Source organism: Quisquiliibacterium transsilvanicum, from assembly GCF_014202215.1.
Taxonomy (GTDB): Bacteria; Pseudomonadota; Gammaproteobacteria; order Burkholderiales; family Burkholderiaceae_E; genus Quisquiliibacterium; species Quisquiliibacterium transsilvanicum.
Window position 1 is genome coordinate 39,754 of sequence record NZ_JACHGB010000003.1, and the last position, 16,241, is coordinate 55,994.

Here is a 16,241-nt window from a genome sequence, read left to right on the forward strand (position 1 = left end):
TCAGAACACCGCAATTTTCAGAACTGGAACTGGTCCCACGTACGCCGCGCCGGTCGCCTTGTTCCAGATATGCAGCCGGAACGTAACCGAGGTGGCCGTGTTGTCGATCCACGTTAGGACCGGCATCAGGTCGTCAAGCCCGGTGTAGATCGCCCAGGACCACAGGGGGGTGCCGATGCCGGAGGTCGAGAACGTGATGTCGACGAACCCTTGCGCGTTCGTGCTGAGCGAGTCGCTGTAGTAGAAGCCCGAGTAGGCAACGACCACTTTGTTGAAGTTGCCTGTCCCAGCGCTGAGCGAACCGGTGACCAGCAGGTTTCCGTCGATCGTGACCCCTGGGTTCACCCAGGCCGATCCTGACCAGTAGCCGGTCACAGAAGCTGGAGTTTGGGACGAGCTGTACCCCAGCAAACCGGCGCTCCCGGCGAAGCCTCCGGCCGCGAACCGAACCCCGCCGTAGGCCGCGGCCTGGATGGTGTTGCTTGCGCCGGTGAAGCCGCTGCGGGACACCCAGGTTGCACCATCCGGGCTGGTCTGGAGATTGCCCGTGGACCCGCCGACGACGAAGGTGCGGTTGCCGAAGATGCAGGCGTAAAAGGTCATCGAGCCGAGGGACGTGGGCGCGGCCCAGGCGCCCGTGGGTGTGTCCGACACCGACACCTTGCCCGCGGCGCCAACGGCCACGAACCGGCCCTCCCCGAACGCCACCGCGTGATATGCGTCCGTGTTGTTGCTGGTGCGCAGCGTCCACGCGGCGCCGTCAGCCGACGTGTAGATTCGCCCTGCAGCGCCGACGGCCACGAACAGTCCGTTGCCGAACGCCACAGCGTTGATTGCGCCGGCGAACGGCGTGGTGGTTGCCTCCCAGTCCTTGCCGTTGCGGGACACCTGGCACTTCGTGCCGCCGACAGCGACCCAGACCTCATTGCCGCAGGCGATCCCTGTGATGGCCGTCCCCCCACCGTCGAAGGTCGAGGTCGCCGTCCACGTGATGCCGTCGGTGCTCCAGGCCCGCTTCCCAGAATCCCCGCCGATGACGAACAGTCCGTAGGCGAAGCACGCCGCGTTGATCGCTGTCGTGCCGAAGCCGCTGGTACGCGCAATCCAGATGCTCCCGTTAGCCGACGTCGAGAGCTTGCCGGAAGTCCCCGCGGCCACGTAGACACCCAACCCGTAGGTCATGGCGCGAATCGCGTCGGCCGTGAACCCCGTTGGCGTGCCGATCAACCACGTGTCCCCGCCTGCAATTGAGCTCAGCGTGACCGTATCGCCGATCTGCAGGTTGCTGGTAAGGGCCGGTACACCGAGCGCCGTACAGATGGTTGACGTAGCCGCTGAGTCGGCCGATACCGCACCTGCCTCGTTGAGGTTGCTGGTACTCCAGCGCGCCTTGCCGCCGACGCGCGTCGGGTAGGCGATCAGACCACTGACCATCGCCGACATCGCCAACGAGCCTCGCGCGCCGGCCGCGCCTGCCGTTCCGTTGCTCCCGTCCTGGGCGAGGATGCGCGGCTCCGACCATTCGCCCGACGAGATTGTGTCCGTCGCAGAGCTGCTGGCGGCGGTCGCCTGGATGACCCAGCGGTACGGGCCACCGGTCGTCGTCAGCTCGCGCGCCCAGCCGTTGTTGAACCCGGTGACGAACCCCGTCGCGAACGTGTAGGTCGTCGTCGCCGAGGGGAGCGCAGGGGGCGTATCGGTCGCGGTGCGCTGGTACAGGTAGACGGTCGCGGAGTTCAGGCCGCTGGGCCCGGTATCGCCGACGGCGCCGTTCTGCGCCAGGATGGTCGGATTCGTCCACTCCGCCGCCGCGATGCTGTCGGTGTCGCTACTGGACGATGCCACCGCAGTGGACACCCAGACCGGGTCGGTGCCTGCCGGGACGGTTGCCGTCCAGCTGTTGTTCAACCCGCTGATGGACCGCGTCGAGAACGTGTACGTCGAGGCGACGGAGGGCTTGCTTGGTGCAGAGGCCGCGCGCCGGTAGATGAAGACGACGGCGTTGTTGGTGCCTGACGTGCCGGCCTTGGCCTTCGTGATCGTGAATACCTTGCTGATCGGCGAGTAGCCGGCCTTGCTCGCGGTCTTGGTGACGGTCCCGGAGTCCACCGTGAGCCCGCTGACCACGATGTCTGGCGTGGCACTGCCAGAAGACAGCGCTACCCCGGGAGACGCAGAGGTCGTGAAGGTCCAGTTGGCCGTGTCGTCGACCGTGCCGACGTAGACCCGCATGGAGCTGGTCGCACCGGTCAATACGGGGCTGCTGCCGTCGGCATTGGCCGGCACCGTGACATGCTCGTTGGTCAGCAGCGCCGAAACCGCGTCGGTGCCGTCGCGCAGCTTCACCAGGGTCACCGTGTCGGTGTAGGTGTCGGCGCCATCCACTTTCGTGATCGTGAACACCGCCGCGTCGGCCGTCAGGTCGGCGACGTTGATCGTAGCCGTGTTGGCCGTGCCGGCCGCCGGTAGCGTGCCGCCGTAGCCCGAGGACGAGGACCAGTCCACGTAGCCCGACAGGCCCGAGGAGAGCACCGCGGTCAGGGTGATCGTGGCATTCACCGGCGAGCCGGTCGCGTCGATCTTGAAATACTGCGAGGAGTAGTCGAGCTTGATGCCGCCCATCGACGCGAGCTCGTCGAGCGTCGGGCCGGTGGCGTTGATCCGCACCAGTCCGTTGAGGTAGATCGCGCCGTCGGTCGTGTCCACGCCGAAAGGCGCCACGGGTGTATAGAGCGCCCAATTCCCGGTGCCGGTACCAGTCGATCGGTAGGACAGGCGGTTCTCGGTGTCGTACCACGTCTCGCCTACGGCGATGGCCCAAGGGGCGGTGCCCTGCGCGTAGTCGTAGGTAGGCACCAAGGCGAACGTGTCCGCCTGCACGATGAAGGCCGACTCAGTGTTCCCATCCGGATCTTCCGAGGCCGACAGGCCGACCCCTGCGACCGCGCGCCCGGCGTTGATCTTGACCATGTACTCGCCGGAAAGCCCCTCCACCCGGTCGGCTACGGCGATCAGCGACTCCTCGATGGTCACACCACCGACATCATCCAAGCGGGCCTGCACCTGGTTCACCAGCCCCGCGGTAGCGCGGGCTTCAGTGGCAGCTGCGAACGCCAACTCGCGCACCCCGGAAGACGAGCCCTGGACGGCGGCCGTGGTCTCCTCGACCTTGTAGGCAAGGCTCTGCGTCTCGCTCTGGAACTTGTGCTCCAGTCGCTGGATGTCGGCGCCGCGCCGCTTTGCCTCCAGAGAGATTTCGTTGAGCAGGATGCGCCGCACCTCCTCGGGCAGGGCGTCAAACCGGCTCAGGTCATCCAGGCGCTTCACGAGGCTCTGGAACAGTCGGGAGTTGTAGATGGCCGCTGAGAACGCCTCGGCGTCCGTCAAGTACGTCGTCCCGCCTGGGCCGCCCACAAGAAACGGGGGGCCGCCAGCCGGGCCGAGCCGCCCGGACGCAAGCCGACGCGGATCAACGCCGAGGGCCTCCAGGTCGCGCCAGGTGACGACGCGCTCTGCAGGATTGCCGCGACTGCCCTCTCGGACCTCAAGGCGTTCATTGACTGCGCTGACCCAGCTTCGCAGCGCGGGGTCTTGGGGATTGACCGGCGGGAGCGCCGGCAGCCGCGCCCTGCCGGTGTCTCGACCTCGACTCATAGGGCCTGCAGCTCCTCAGTGTTCCCGGCCATGACCAAGCGCGTTACGCGAGCCTTGGACGCGATGTGCACCTCGTGCTCGAGCCACCTGCCGGCAGGCAGCCTTTGGGGCGACGTGTCGGCCACCGTTGCCGTGTGCCGCAGCACGCCCTCGCCATACCATTGCACCGTCACCGGGGCCTCGGGCGTCTGGTCGCCGTACACCTTGAGCCATGCCATCGGCACGTGGCGCTCGAAGGTCATCTTGCCCGTCTGGTACTCGCCAGTGCGTCTGGTGGCGGCAGTCGCGACCGAGTGGATCGTGCCGCTGTGCGCGACGTAGAGCGTGTCGGTCAGCAGGTCGCTGTGGGTAGCGGTCGCGATGAGATCGATGCGCCCGAGCTTGCGAGCCGTCAGGTCGAAGGTCAGGCAACCGCCACCGGATCCCGCGTAGAAGAGGTAGTAGATCCCCTCATGTTGAGCCGCCACCATGGTCGATGGCGTGAGCTTCTGCCAGTCTTCCCGGGTGAACAGCCCGGTGGAGACAAGCTCCACGCCGTTGGGTGTGGCCACGCACAGGCCGTCAGGAGAGGCGTACAGCACCCCGCCCTGGACGGTGGCGATCGAGCGGCGAGACGCGCAGGACTGAGGGCTGTCGAGCTTGACCGCGCTCATGGAGGCCGAGTCCGCGCCGCTGATGAAGTACGGGTTGCCTGTGGTACCCACGAAGAGCGTCTGTCCGAATACCCCAAGACCCACCACCGGGTGCTCAAGCGCCACCCAGTACTCCGCCGGCCAGGCGTAGGGCACATAGGGCTCGCAGAAAGCCACCGTCGACCCGAAGAACCCAGCCATGATGCCGTTGGGCATGCCCACCAGGCCGCCGAGTTTGGCCGGGGGCTGAAGCCAAGCTCCAGACGGACACGGCTCGCCGAGGGCGGCCCCCGCGACCGAGTCGGTGTAGGTCAGGCCCGTGACAGCCCCCTCGGCCACGAACAGGAACGCGCTGCTCGTGGAGCCTGTGGCGCTGCGGTAGAGCCGCCACTTCGCGACATTCCGCCCGCTCGGTGCAGCGGCCATAGTCACGCCGACAGTGTCGTTCTGGTCCACCTCGAGCATGGTGCTCACGGGGCTCATCGCCGACTCCTCGCCCCAGTCAGTCACGTAGGTGTAGACGTAAAAGCGAGCCTCGATAACCGGACTGACCGCCACCTCAGCATGCCGACCAGCAACCGCCACCGAGTAGTGACCCACGACGTTGCGCGCGAGCGTGGCCAGACTGTCCCCGAGGATCGCGTAGTGCGCGGTGAGCGTGTCGGTGGCGACGCGTAGGTCGTCGACAGCTCGGGCGAACGCCACGGAGGTGCTGGAGCCCGTCAGTCCAAGCGCGAGCCTGCGCAGGTTCTCCGCGGCAAAGAACGCCTCGAGCTGAACCAGGGCTTCGTCGAGCCACTGAACCACCAGCGGTGCGTAGTAGCTGCGGCTCTCAGCACTCGGGCGCCGGTTGACGAGATCATTTAGTTCACCGAGCGCCTTGTCTCGGAACTCCTCGCGATCTAGGTACGGCACGCCATCGACGCCCGTCTTCACAGCTGCGTAGAGCGCAGTGCGGATCTTGCCGATGCCCTCGGAGCGGCTGAATGAACCCGCGGGGATGTTGGGCTCCCACCACCCGAGCGGCGTGCCAGCCGTGTCGTAGTTGGCAACCCAGGCTGCCGGGTCGTCCTCGGCGTTGATGTTGGTCGGCGTCCCGTAGGCGGTGTTTGCCACCACGATGTAGAGCAGATCCATCACCCGGGCCGTGACCGCGCCCTCCTCCCCGCTGCTCGCGTTCCCACCAAGCTGCCAGAGCGCCCGCTGGTACACGTCGCCAGCAAAGAACGCCGCCGTCATGGTGCCGTCTCGCACCGTGCGCATCACGCCGTCGACCTTCCAGGCTGCCCGCCAGATGCTCTCGAGCATCGCGGCCTGGGGCTCCTGTGTGGCGTCGAGGTAGCGGTGAGCCTCGTCAGCCGCGAACGCGGCCTCCGTCGGCGTGAGCAGTTTCTCGCCAGGGCGCACCGGGTCGTCGACAGCCTCAAGCGCGGTGGCAAGCGCTGCCTCGTTGACGGCGCGGCCCACGGCCAGCGAGTTGACCTCGATCTGCCAGAACTGCAAGCCTGAATAAGTGACCTCGACGCCGTTCAGCAAGGGGTCCAGCAAGAACTCGTAGCCTACGGGGAGCGCGCCGGCGGTCATCGGCGTCAGCAGGAGGGTATTGGTCTGGTCGGTCGGGTGCGGCAGCCAACCGTATGAGGTGCTCGTTGGCGGGTCGAGTGCAATGCCCCCCAGCATCGGGTAGGTCAGCTGCGCCCGGATGGTGCTCTCGATCAGACTGGCCGCCTGGGTAGCGGCCTCGGGGAGTTCAGAGATCCGCAGCTCGTCGACCACGTTGTGCACGAGTGCAGGGGCAGTGGCGGGGGGAGGGACTCCGAGCTGCCGGTCGGCACCGTCCTTGTCGAACACTCGCGGCGGCGCAGACCCGTCGTTGAAGGTCAGGTAGGTGCGCTCGGTGTCGTCGTCAGCGATCTGACCCTTGACGTAGTTGATGTCCGAGGCGGACACCTTCCACGTGCCGGTGTTCATGCGGTAGATGCTCTTGGCCCCCGCGGCCGCCACCGCGGTGTTCGTGTCCTGGGCCAGCGGGCGGAACTCGTTGGTCGCCAGCAGCAGGTTCTTGTTGGTCCTGGCCGCGTTCGCCGGGAGCGCGCGGGCCGAGGCAGACGGCATCTCCCCGCCGAAGTTGCGAAGGTCAATCATTGCCATGGGGGCTCTCCTGAGCGGCTTCGTAGGCCGTGCGCGCATAGCCCTGCAATCCGATCACCTGGGCCGCAAGACCTCCAGCTGCTGCGCCCATCTGCTCAAGCTCTCCTGCACACGCTGCGAGAAGCTCTCCGGCGGCGGCGGCACGGTCATCAGTCGCGGGTCCGGCGGCGGCAACCTGGGACTGCTCACGAGCACCGAGGGCGGCGGTGGCGATGGCTGCGCGCAGCCGTAGCTGAGCACGGCCAGCAGCAGACTCAGCGTCGCGCAGGCGATCGAGCGTGACTGTGTGGGCATCGGCGGACTCCTGCAGACGGATGGCGAGGTCGCGCTCGGCGGCCTCCTTGTCGCGCTGGGCGCGCTGGACGGCCTCGGCGTGGGCGAGCCGCTCGGCGTCCCACTGGGCCTGGATGCGGGCCTCGCCGGACTTGACGCCGGCGCGGTGGACGCCGAACCCGCCGACCGCCAGGGCGACGACGAGGGCAATGATGCCGAGGGACTGGAGGGTCATCCCTGTGCCCCCATGCACTGGCGGTACTCGTCGGCGCGGCGCTTGGTCAGCCCGGGCAGGACTCGGCCCTGGAACTTGTCCCAGCGCAGCAGCTCGGCGCACGCGCCCGCGTAGTCGCCGGCCTTGAGCTTGCGCACCAGCGTCGAGCGGCAGGCTGCCGTGGTGCCGACGTTGTAGGCCCAGGACACGATCGCATCCCACTCGTGCTGGTGGAGCGGCACGTCGCCGATGCACACCTTGAGCTCGCGCTCCTTGCGCTCGACGTGCTCACCCAGGCGGATCAGGGCGCGCACCGGGTCGGTCCGGTCACCCATCTGGACGCCGGTCGCATCACCGAACCCGATCGTCGGCCGGTCGCCGGCCACGGGGATGTAGGCCCGGTCGCGGTAGCCCTCATGCACGGCGATGCCCACGAGCGCGGAGGCGCTCAGCGCCAGCCCAGCGACCGCGAGCCTCGGGTGCCTCACTTCTTGCCCCGCCCGCTGACGTCGCCCCAGATCGCGTAGAGCTTGTGCCCGATCATCATCACCGTGTAGATCAGCGTCGCCCAGAGCAGGATCTCGCTGACCTGATAGCCCGCCACCGTGGCAAGGCTGACGGTCACGGGCGGGGTCGCCTTGGCGACGATGGCGGCGCCCGACTCGACGGCGGCTTGGCTGCTGGTGCTCATGCTTCGACTTCCTCCTGCGAGCGCTCGTAGTGCGCCAGGTTGCGGGCGATCCTTTCGTCACCCGGGGCCAGCGCGGCGGCCTGGCGGCCATGCACGCGGGCTTGATCGGTCAGGCCCAGGTGCCACGCCGAGATCGCCGCCAGATCGTGCGGAAGCGCACCCCAGACGGCCGGGTCCATCGTGTAGACCAACGCCTTGTCGGTGATCGCCAGCGCGCTCGTGGCCGCCCCGTAGCACTCGGCCCACAGGGAGCGCCGGTAGCAGGCCATCGCCAGATCGCACCAGGGCTCTCGCGTGCCGGGCGCCTCGGCGGTCGCGCGGCGGTACCAGCGCATGGCTTCCTGCGCGTGGCCCAGCTCGTCGTGGGCCTTGCCCAGCAGGCGCATCGCGTAGCACCGCTCGTTGGGCCAGTCGGCTTCGGGCATGGCGAGGTAGCGGCTGAGCGCCTCGATCGCGTCCAGCCACTTGGCGTAGAAGGTCAGCTCGCGCGCGTAGTAGAACCCGTTCCTCGGGCAGCGCGGGTCTTCGGTGACGGCGAGCTTGAGCAGATCCAGGTACTGGCCGCGGCTCTTGGTCGGGTCCGGCAGATGGCGCACCAGCAAGCGGTCCGTGTGCGCGTAGACCTCGGTGATGCGGCCGTCGGGCCTGGGGTACTCGTGGACCGGGTGGTGCCACCGGTAGCCGTGGCGGGCGTGGATCTTCTCGTAGGCAAAGCGAATGCCCTGCCCCCAGTCGAACCCGTAGCGCAGCCTGGTGGTCTTGCCCAGCTCCCACACACGCTCGATCTCTTCGCGCCAGCCGGGCTCGAGCACCTCGTCCAGGTCCAGGCTCACGCACACGTCGATGTCGCGTGGCACCAGGGCCAGCGCAGCGTTGCGCGCCAGGTCGAAGCGGAACGGGGTGATCGTGATGTCGTAGACCGCAGCGCCGAACGCCTCGGCAAGCTCGACGGTGGCGTCGGTCGATCCGGTGTCGGCGATCAGGACCAGGTCGGCGTCCTTGGCCGACGCGCAGAAGCGCTCGACGAACTGCTCCTCGTTCTTGCTGATGGCGTAGACGGCGATCCGCATCACGGCGTCTCCGGCCAGACAACGTCCCAAGGGAAGCCTCCCTGCTGCGGGATGTCGCGCAGCGCCTGACGGTAGGCAGCCCATGCGGCCTTCTGGCCGTTCGAGAGCGGCGCGTCGTCGACCTGAGTCCAGTCGGTGTCGCTCAGGCGCTGGGTGCGCTCGGCGCGGATCTGGTCTCCCTGCGCTTCGTCCCGCGCGGCGATCTCGTCGTCGGTAAGCGCGACGATCCACCACTGCTGCGTCCACTGCCCATCGATCAGGATCGGCGTGCCTTCCTCAAGGCGCTCGGTGCGCGGGTCGACATCGGGTCGCTCGGTGGGCGTGACCGGGAAGACGCCGTAGTCGGCCAGCGTGGAATCTGAGATTTCCGCCGGAAAGCTGGTCTGGGGGTTGTCACGACGCAGTTGCCAGACCGTGTACTTCTCGGGATTGCCGTTTGTAAGCCTGATATGCATTTGCCTGGCCCCGCTCAATACTCAAACTCAATGAAGCTCAATGGACTACCGATGTTCCTGCCCACCGAGAATGAGTATTGCGTTCCAGGAACGACGCTTATGTTTTCGTAGGTTGCCTCAGACGGCAGGTTTGATCCGAACCCACCAGGGAAGCTGTAAGCAAAGCCGAAGGCGCCTGAATATCCACCCGACGCGCTCAGGACGAACTGTTCCAAAGTGCCGCCGCTATTAACGATGGGTCTATTAACCGAATTTGGTGTTGGGACAGTCCCGGTGGTTGGGAAGCTGGGATCCGATGGAACAAATGTCCCAGTCCTTCTATACTGCCCGCTAGAGCTCCCCGACCTGGAAATTCTCCATGTCGATGTTGTATTGCACCAATAATAGATTTCTATCCTGACGCCGTTTACACCAGGGTTAATAAATTGACCATTCGGATCGGTTGTTATTGTATTTAGAAGATTTATTGCCTCAATTCCTCGGTTATACGGCACAGACCAATTCAAAGAACCACCGTGAACAGTTGCGATGCTGCAATTTAAGGAGTTGCTCACAGTGGCACCAAAGTTGTTTCTAACCTGCCACTCAGAACCTCCCGACCCCCCTCGTCCAGTCAGGCGAATGATGTTCGTGACCCCAGCTGGCGCAGTCCAAGAATAAGCCCCTGCGGAGGGGAAAGAGACTATCGTGGTAGGCGCAACAGATTTGGATGCCGTCAAGGCTTTTGCAGAAAGCATTACGCATCCCCCACGCGAGCGCCGTAGATCGTCGTGCCGACTTTCCAAAGCACGATGACGGTAAAGCCGGTTGTATTGAGCGTGGGCGCGACCCCTGCGTCGGTTTTCCACACCACTGCCAGCGTGGTCCAGGTGAGCGTGTAGGCGCTGCCATCATCGACCAGTAGCGTGATCGACTGACCGGCCGCCCAGTTGGCCTGCCCTGGCGTACGGTTCGCGCCGAGCGTCCAGGTCTGGATCGGCCCGTTGTTGGGGTCGAGGTTGACCGTGCTACCGTCGGTGATGGCGAACACCGTCTCGGTGTAGTTCCCCAGCGTCTTGGCGGTCAGCGTCTGCGTGTCGGTGGTGCCGACAACGGCGCCCGATGGCGATGCCTTGCTGGTCGTCCACGCAGATCCAGTCGAAACAGCCAGACCGGCAGCGGGGTAGACAGTCGGGCCTTGCGTTCCAGTTGGGCCCGTTGGCCCGAGTGCACCCGTCGCTCCAGTAGCCCCAGTTGGGCCGACGTTGCCTTGCGAGCCGGTGGGCCCAGTTGGGCCGACGTTGCCTTGCGAGCCGGTGTTGCCCGTCAGACCCTGGGGACCAGTTGGGCCCGTTGGTCCGGCTGAACCAGTTGACCCGGTGGTGCCGGTCAGACCCTGGGGGCCGGTGGGTCCGGTTGGACCGACGGATCCAGTGACCCCTTGAGCACCTTGCGCCCCTGTGGCACCGGTTGGTCCAGTCGGACCTTGAGCACCAGTTGCTCCAGCGACTCCGGTTGCGCCAACGGCACCCTGAGGACCAATCGGCCCGGTGGGCCCAACAGCACCAGCAGCACCCGTAGCGCCGGTGCTTCCTTGAGGGCCGGTCGGACCAGTAGGTCCGGCAACGCCCTGCACACCCTGGATGCCCTGCGCGCCGGTAGCACCGGTAGCACCGGTCTCTCCTTGGGGGCCAGTGGGTCCAGTTGGGCCGACAGCACCGGTGGCACCCGCTACACCAGCGACACCTTGGTCACCTTGAGCACCCTGCGGCCCCGTAGGGCCAGTCGGGCCGACATCGCCTTGGATACCCGTGGCACCGGCGGCACCGGTCTCGCCTTGAGGTCCAGTCGGGCCGGTCGGACCTTGAGCGCCTGCCTCGCCTTGTGCACCGGCATCACCATTCTCGCCTTGTGGCCCAGTCGGGCCGGTAGGCCCGATGGCACCTGTGGCACCTGTGGCACCTGCTTCGCCAGCGTCGCCCTGCGGCCCGGTAGGCCCGGTAGGCCCAACGTCGCCCTGGGCGCCGGTAGGCCCAGCAGCACCGGTCTCGCCTGCAGCACCAGGGTCACCTTGAGGCCCCGTCGGACCCGTCGGGCCGACATCGCCTTGTGCGCCCGTCGCACCGGTCTCGCCTTGCGGTCCGGTAGGGCCAACGTCCCCAGCGACACCCTGGTCGCCTTTTTCCCCTTGGGGTCCGGTCGGGCCGACTGCGCCGGCCTCTCCAGCAACACCTTGCTCGCCCGTGGCGCCCGTGGCGCCAGTAGGCCCGGTGGGTCCGGTCGCACCAGCTGCACCTACAGCACCGGTCTCACCTTGTGGGCCCGTGGGGCCGGTTGGGCCAACATCACCCTGAACGCCCGTGGCGCCCGCTTCACCCGCCTCACCTTGAGGCCCGGTAGGTCCAGTCGGTCCAACATCACCCTGAACGCCCGCGGCGCCCGCTTCACCTTGCGGCCCCGTCGGACCGACAGCGCCGGCTGCACCAGTCTCGCCAGCAGCACCCGTCGGCCCAGTCGGCCCCTGCACGCTGCCGACGTTCTCCCAGCTGTCGCCGTCCCAGACATACAGGCTGCCGCCAATCAGGTAGCCGTCACCGGCTGAGCCAGACCCCGGCAGCTCGGACGGATCGGTCAGCGTGCCGAGGATGTTCAGGCCGGCGCCGACGGGCCCGGTCGGGCCAGTGGGGCCAGGAACGGTCGATGCCGCGCCGGTCGGCCCGGTAGGGCCGACATCGCCTTGCGGACCAGTCGGGCCGACATCACCCTGAGCGCCTTGAGGCCCAGTCGGGCCAACAGCCCCCTGGACGCCCTGCTCACCCTGCGGGCCAACCTCACCCTGCGGGCCGGTAGGGCCAGCGACGCCTTGCACGCCCTGCTCGCCCTGGATGCCTTGCGCACCCTGCGGGCCGGTCGGACCGACCTCGCCCTGCACCCCCTGCGGACCGGTGGGGCCAACGACACCCTGCGGGCCGGTAGGGCCTTGCGCGCCGGTCGCGCCGACGCTGCCTTGCGGACCGGTGGGGCCGACGGGACCGGTCTCACCCTGAACACCCTGGTCGCCCTGCGGCCCGGTGGGTCCGGCGATGCCTTGGCTGCCCTGCGGTCCGGCAGGACCGGTCGGGCCGGGAACCGTGGACGGCTCGCCCTGCGCCCCGGTCGGACCAGTCGCACCCTGCGGGCCAGGGACGGTCGAGGCCGGACCGGTGGGACCAACCGGGCCGCGGGGACCAGCGATGCCGACCTCGAGCAGACGCTCGCCTTGCGGCTCGATCACTACCACCGTGTCAGTCACGGGTCACCTCCGGCACGAACTCCACCGCGCCCTCGACCAGGCGCGTCACCACACCGCCCGCGTCCTCGAGCTCCAGGTCGTAGACGCCTGTGCGCGCCGTGATCGCCGCCGTGACCGATGCGGGCAACTCCAGAGACACCTCACCCGCGGGCGCGTTCAGCGTCAGCCGGCCGTTCTCGGTCGTGGCCGACACGATCACCTCCGGGGCGCGCACCGAGCGCCGGATCTGCATGCGGGCCACGAAGCCCGTCAGGCTCACCGGGTCGCCGTCAGCCAGCCACCGAAACGTGCGCCGGTAGGTGGCCCCCTGCTGGATGGTCAGGTCGTACTGAGCGGTCACGGTTCAGGCCTTTGCGTCAGCCTGCGGAGGTGGCCAGAGCGGCCGTGCGGGCCGCGTTCGGGTTGCCGCGGGTGACCGGGGCCACAGCCAGGGTGCCGCGCAGCTCCACGCCAAGCGCGTTGGCGAACGCCGTGTAGTGGTTGACCGCGCGCTGCGCGTTGCCGGCGTACTCGCTGTCCTTGGTGTAGGCCCGGTACAGGATGAAGTCCTGCAGCGCGTTGCCGTAGATGTCCGGCACGCTGATGTTGCCGGTGACCGACGAGTAGGTGACACCGTCGGCCGGCTCGGTGACGTCGGTCGGCAGCGCCGCGTAGACCAGATCCACGGACGCCCCGGAGGCTGCGGCCGGCGGGTACACGTAGAACACCTTCGGGTCGCGCGGGTCGTACATGAAATGCAGCACCTCGGTGACGCCGCTCAGGCCGTGCCAGCCGGGCGCCTGGGCGTCCAGGATTTCGCGCTCGCACACGCGGATCGCGCGCTTGGCGCCGCCCGAGTTGCGCACCACCTCGATCAGCTTGGCGCCGTTGGACGGGATCGACTGCTTGGAGCCGGCCACCAGCGCCTGGGCCGCGTTGGTGACCATGCTGTCGGGCCGGTGCAGCACGATCTCGCGCTGGCCGTCGTTCAGGTATCGCACCAGCTCGTTGATCGGCCAGCGGATGGACGTCGTGTCCTGGAGCGTCTCGGCGACGCGGCGGATGATGGATTGGGCGGTGATGGCCATTGGGTACTCCGTTCGGCGTTGCTTAGAACCAGGAAACGCGGGCGCGCGGCACCTGGCCGGCGTGCCCCATGAAAGCGTCCACCGCATGCGCGGCGATCGCGGCATCGAACTTCGCGCGCGCCAACCCCGCCGCAGCCGCATCCGCGAACGAGCCCGGCGTCAGCAGCAGGATCTCCTTGGCGCCTTCTGCGATCGGCTCCAGGTAGCGGTCGGCCAGGTGGTCCGGGATGCCCCGCGCGCGGCGACTCGGCATCAGAGACACCTGGGCCTGCAGCTGCAGCCCAGCCGGCGTGTTGCCGGTGAGCACGAACGTCTGCAGGTCGCGGCTCACCAGCGAGCGCTCCTCGGTGTCGGTTCGGGTCCAGTCGGACGGGATCAGCCGGTACGAGCGCACCGGGAACGGCTGGCCGTCGGCTGTTGCCCGCTCGATGCGCACCATCTCGGTCTCGCGCGGCAGCTCGAAGGCGTAGTCCGGCGCATCGCCCGAGGCCACCGGGTCGAGCCACTCCATCCAGGCGCGGGTGCGCTGGAAGAACTCGCGCGCCGCCCGGCTGACCGCACGCAGCACCAGAGGGTCCGGCGCGCCAGGCGCGTGCACCAGCACTTCGGAGAACCAGGTGTCCCAGGTGGCCACGGCCCCGGCCCTTTACTGCGCAGCAGCTGCGCGCGGCGGGCGGCCACGGCGGCGCGCCGGAGCGGCCACGGGCGGCGTGTTGGCCTCGACGGGAAGCGCGGAGGCGCCGGCCTCGTCGTCGTCCTTGTCGTCCTCTTCCGGCTCGTCTTCGTCCGCGCCGGCCAGGCGCAGCGCGGCTTCGTAGTCGCCGGGGTCGGCCGGGTAGAACAGCCCGCCCTGCAGCAGGAACGCGACGGTCGGCTCATGCTCGATCGTGCCGACCATCTCGCCGTCGTCGCCGGGCGTGAAGATGTAGGTCTGGTCGTCGAGCCCGCGAACGCGCACGGTGCCGTCACGTCGCGGCAGGATGCTGGTGCTCAGTTTCATCGGTGCTCCAGAAAAAAGGGGAGGGAGCCGCCCCCCTCCCCCGGTCGGCGCTCGTGGCGCCAGCCTGTTGCATGGATCGCGCGTCAGGCGGCGCGATACAGCAGGGTCACGCCCACGGTGCCGGCGGCCTTGGTTGCCGCCGCCGTGGTCACTTTCAGCGCCACGGTGCGGTCGGCGCCGGTGGCCGCGACCCTGGACAGCGCCTTGCTCAGCACCTGGACCTGGCCGCCGGCTTGCGCCACGGTCAGGCCCGTGCCCCAGGCGGCGCCGCCGTCGGCCGCGGCCGTGGACAGGTCGTCGCCGGTGGCATTGAGCACGCCGACCGCCAGGGCGATCGTGGGCTGGGCGTTGGTGTCGAGGTCGTCGCTGTCGACAAGCACGCCGACCGGCACGCAGCCCGCAGGCAGGGTGCCCACGGCGCCGATGTCGTTCTCGTCCAGGTCGGCAGCGACCAGCGCGATCGGGTAGCGCACGGCCACCACTTCCGCGCCGGCGGGGAAGACCGTCGGCTTGCGGCCGGTCAGGTAGTCATTGGAGTTGGTGAAAGGCATTGCTTGCTCCTGTTTCCGTTACCTGACGCCGATCAGCGCGAGGCCGCTGCGGTGTCGAGCGCGAACACGCCGAAGTCCTGCGGACCTTCCTCGGTGGTGAAGCGCACCTTCTTCGCGCCGAAGATGCTCGACGTCGAGATCACGACCTTGTCGCCGTTGTCCCGGGTCTCTTCGTGCCACGAGAAGCGCATGTTCGTGCCCGGCGAACCGTAGGCAACGACCGCCGCCTGCGAACCCAGGAACAGCGCGCGGGCCGCCTCGATGGTGCCGGCGCCAGCGTTGGCGAACCGGATCACGTTGCGGTGGCTGTGCAGGATCACGCCGCGGTACATGCCCAGCGAGCCCTTGAACAGCGGGCTGTTGCGGCCCTCTGCGCCGGCTGCCGCCTTCTGGATGTCGAGCCACTGGCCAGCGTTGGTGTTGGCGCGCAGGTCGTCTTCCTGGAACGTGTGCATCACGCACACGAAGGTCTCGTTGCCGTCGATCTTGCACGGCTGCAGCACCGGCACGTTGGTCGCGCCGCCGCCCTGGACGTCCGCACGCGTTTTGGCGCGGTCGATCAGGCGCAGGTCGAACTTGTCGTTGGCGTCCAGGTTGTTGAACGCCGTGGCGTCGCCGCCGTACAGCACATGGTTGCTGTCGGGCGCGAACAGGTCGTTGTTGGCGCGGCCCGTGTAGCCGAGCGGCAGCAGGAAGTTGGCGTTGACGCCGCGAGCGCCGGACAGGTAGATGAACAGCAGCTCGTCCTGCAGGCGCGCCCACCAGCTCGACTGCTGGCGCTTGGCCTTCTCGCGCAGGTCATGCAGCGTGCGCTTGCGGGTCATCCGACCGCCGGTGTTCACACCGCAGCGAGCCTGGTCGATGTAGATGGTGTCGGTGTAGAACCGCTGACCCTCTTCGTTGCCCTCCAGGTTCGCCTCGCCCTCGACCGGGGCCATGCGAAGCTCGGCCAGCAGGTCATAGCTGATCTGCTCGCCCGCGTCCGACTCCAGGTCGGTCAGGATTTGGATGGGCACTTCCGCCTCGGCGCCACGCGCCATGAAGCGGCTGTTGAAGTAGCTCTTGTGCGACGCGTCGTGCGCCAGCATGCCACTCCATTTCTTGACTGCCTTGGGATCGTTAATCCCAATGATCGTGCGGGCCATTCAGATACTCCCAAGAAGTTTTCACTTGCCGGGAGCACGTCATGCGCTCGGGGACTACGATGCTTTG

The 16,241-nt window shown here is 67.8% G+C and carries 15 protein-coding genes; all 15 read right to left on the bottom strand.

Features of this window, described 5'->3' with window-relative positions; all coding sequences use genetic code 11:
* The 15 genes from HNQ70_RS06655 to HNQ70_RS06720 all read right to left on the bottom strand — a co-directional run bounded on the left by HNQ70_RS06655 (position 1) and on the right by HNQ70_RS06720 (position 16,174).
* Positions 1–3,387 (bottom strand): DUF1983 domain-containing protein, encoded by a 3,387-nt coding sequence (locus tag HNQ70_RS06655; RefSeq protein WP_183965604.1) that lies wholly within the window; start codon positions 3,385–3,387, stop codon positions 1–3.
* A 263-nt stretch (positions 3,388–3,650) separates the two neighbouring features.
* The gene (locus tag HNQ70_RS06660) at positions 3,651–6,437 is read right to left on the bottom strand and encodes a hypothetical protein (RefSeq protein WP_183965606.1); all 2,787 of its coding nucleotides are present in this window, start codon (positions 6,435–6,437) and stop codon (positions 3,651–3,653) included.
* Positions 6,424–6,945, bottom strand: coding sequence for a hypothetical protein (locus HNQ70_RS06665; RefSeq protein WP_183965608.1), 522 nt, complete (start codon positions 6,943–6,945; stop codon positions 6,424–6,426). The genes HNQ70_RS06660 and HNQ70_RS06665 overlap by 14 nt, the downstream gene beginning before the upstream one ends.
* Positions 6,942–7,412 (bottom strand): glycoside hydrolase family protein, encoded by a 471-nt coding sequence (locus HNQ70_RS20130; protein WP_183965610.1) that lies wholly within the window; start codon positions 7,410–7,412, stop codon positions 6,942–6,944. Before HNQ70_RS20130 ends, HNQ70_RS06665 begins: the two co-directional genes overlap by 4 nt.
* Complete coding sequence (locus HNQ70_RS20135) at positions 7,409–7,615, bottom strand: hypothetical protein (protein ID WP_183965612.1); 207 nt, start codon at positions 7,613–7,615, stop codon at positions 7,409–7,411. The genes HNQ70_RS20130 and HNQ70_RS20135 overlap by 4 nt, the downstream gene beginning before the upstream one ends.
* The gene (locus tag HNQ70_RS06680) at positions 7,612–8,685 is read right to left on the bottom strand and encodes a glycosyltransferase (protein WP_183965614.1); all 1,074 of its coding nucleotides are present in this window, start codon (positions 8,683–8,685) and stop codon (positions 7,612–7,614) included. The genes HNQ70_RS20135 and HNQ70_RS06680 overlap by 4 nt, the downstream gene beginning before the upstream one ends.
* The gene (locus HNQ70_RS06685) at positions 8,685–9,158 is read right to left on the bottom strand and encodes a tail fiber assembly protein (RefSeq protein WP_183965616.1); all 474 of its coding nucleotides are present in this window, start codon (positions 9,156–9,158) and stop codon (positions 8,685–8,687) included. Before HNQ70_RS06685 ends, HNQ70_RS06680 begins: the two co-directional genes overlap by 1 nt.
* A 718-nt stretch (positions 9,159–9,876) precedes the next feature.
* On the bottom strand, positions 9,877–10,170 hold the full coding sequence (locus HNQ70_RS19910; protein ID WP_221302698.1) for a hypothetical protein: 294 nt from the start codon (positions 10,168–10,170) through the stop codon (positions 9,877–9,879).
* A 680-nt stretch (positions 10,171–10,850) separates the two neighbouring features.
* Complete coding sequence (locus HNQ70_RS20365; RefSeq protein ID WP_221302699.1) at positions 10,851–11,015, bottom strand: hypothetical protein; 165 nt, start codon at positions 11,013–11,015, stop codon at positions 10,851–10,853.
* Between the two features lie 1,388 nt (positions 11,016–12,403).
* Positions 12,404–12,751, bottom strand: a complete 348-nt coding sequence (locus HNQ70_RS06695) for a hypothetical protein (protein WP_183965618.1) — start codon at positions 12,749–12,751, stop codon at positions 12,404–12,406.
* Positions 12,752–12,767: 16 nt separating this feature from the next.
* Positions 12,768–13,478 carry a phage adaptor protein gene (locus HNQ70_RS06700; RefSeq protein WP_183965620.1) on the bottom strand — a complete coding sequence of 237 codons (711 nt, stop codon included), beginning with the start codon at positions 13,476–13,478 and terminating at the stop codon, positions 12,768–12,770.
* Positions 13,479–13,500: 22 nt separating this feature from the next.
* Positions 13,501–14,112, bottom strand: coding sequence for a hypothetical protein (locus tag HNQ70_RS06705; RefSeq protein ID WP_183965621.1), 612 nt, complete (start codon positions 14,110–14,112; stop codon positions 13,501–13,503).
* 12 nt (positions 14,113–14,124) lie between these two features.
* Positions 14,125–14,478, bottom strand: a complete 354-nt coding sequence (locus HNQ70_RS06710) for a hypothetical protein (RefSeq protein WP_183965623.1) — start codon at positions 14,476–14,478, stop codon at positions 14,125–14,127.
* 83 nt (positions 14,479–14,561) lie between these two features.
* Positions 14,562–15,029 carry a hypothetical protein gene (locus HNQ70_RS06715; protein WP_183965625.1) on the bottom strand — a complete coding sequence of 156 codons (468 nt, stop codon included), beginning with the start codon at positions 15,027–15,029 and terminating at the stop codon, positions 14,562–14,564.
* A gap of 32 nt (positions 15,030–15,061) precedes the next feature.
* Entirely contained in the window at positions 15,062–16,174 is a 1,113-nt protein-coding gene (locus HNQ70_RS06720) for a N4-gp56 family major capsid protein (protein WP_183965627.1), read from the bottom strand.
* Positions 16,175–16,241: the final 67 nt, after the last annotated feature.

Excerpts from the sequence above, each read along its gene's own strand:
- HNQ70_RS06660 (WP_183965606.1), bottom strand. The coding sequence starts at position 6,437 with ATGGCAATGATTGACCTTCGCAACTTCGGCGGGGAGATGCCGTCTGCC.
- HNQ70_RS06720 (WP_183965627.1), bottom strand. The coding sequence starts at position 16,174 with ATGGCCCGCACGATCATTGGGATTAACGATCCCAAGGCAGTCAAGAAA.
- HNQ70_RS06680 (WP_183965614.1), bottom strand. The coding sequence starts at position 8,685 with ATGCGGATCGCCGTCTACGCCATCAGCAAGAACGAGGAGCAGTTCGTC.
- HNQ70_RS06715 (WP_183965625.1), bottom strand. The coding sequence starts at position 15,029 with ATGCCTTTCACCAACTCCAATGACTACCTGACCGGCCGCAAGCCGACG.
- HNQ70_RS06710 (WP_183965623.1), bottom strand. The coding sequence starts at position 14,478 with ATGAAACTGAGCACCAGCATCCTGCCGCGACGTGACGGCACCGTGCGC.
- HNQ70_RS06700 (WP_183965620.1), bottom strand. The coding sequence starts at position 13,478 with ATGGCCATCACCGCCCAATCCATCATCCGCCGCGTCGCCGAGACGCTC.
- HNQ70_RS20365 (WP_221302699.1), bottom strand. The coding sequence starts at position 11,015 with ATGCCGGTGCACAAGGCGAGGCAGGCGCTCAAGGTCCGACCGGCCCGA.
- HNQ70_RS20135 (WP_183965612.1), bottom strand. The coding sequence starts at position 7,615 with ATGAGCACCAGCAGCCAAGCCGCCGTCGAGTCGGGCGCCGCCATCGTC.
- HNQ70_RS06665 (WP_183965608.1), bottom strand. The coding sequence starts at position 6,945 with ATGACCCTCCAGTCCCTCGGCATCATTGCCCTCGTCGTCGCCCTGGCG.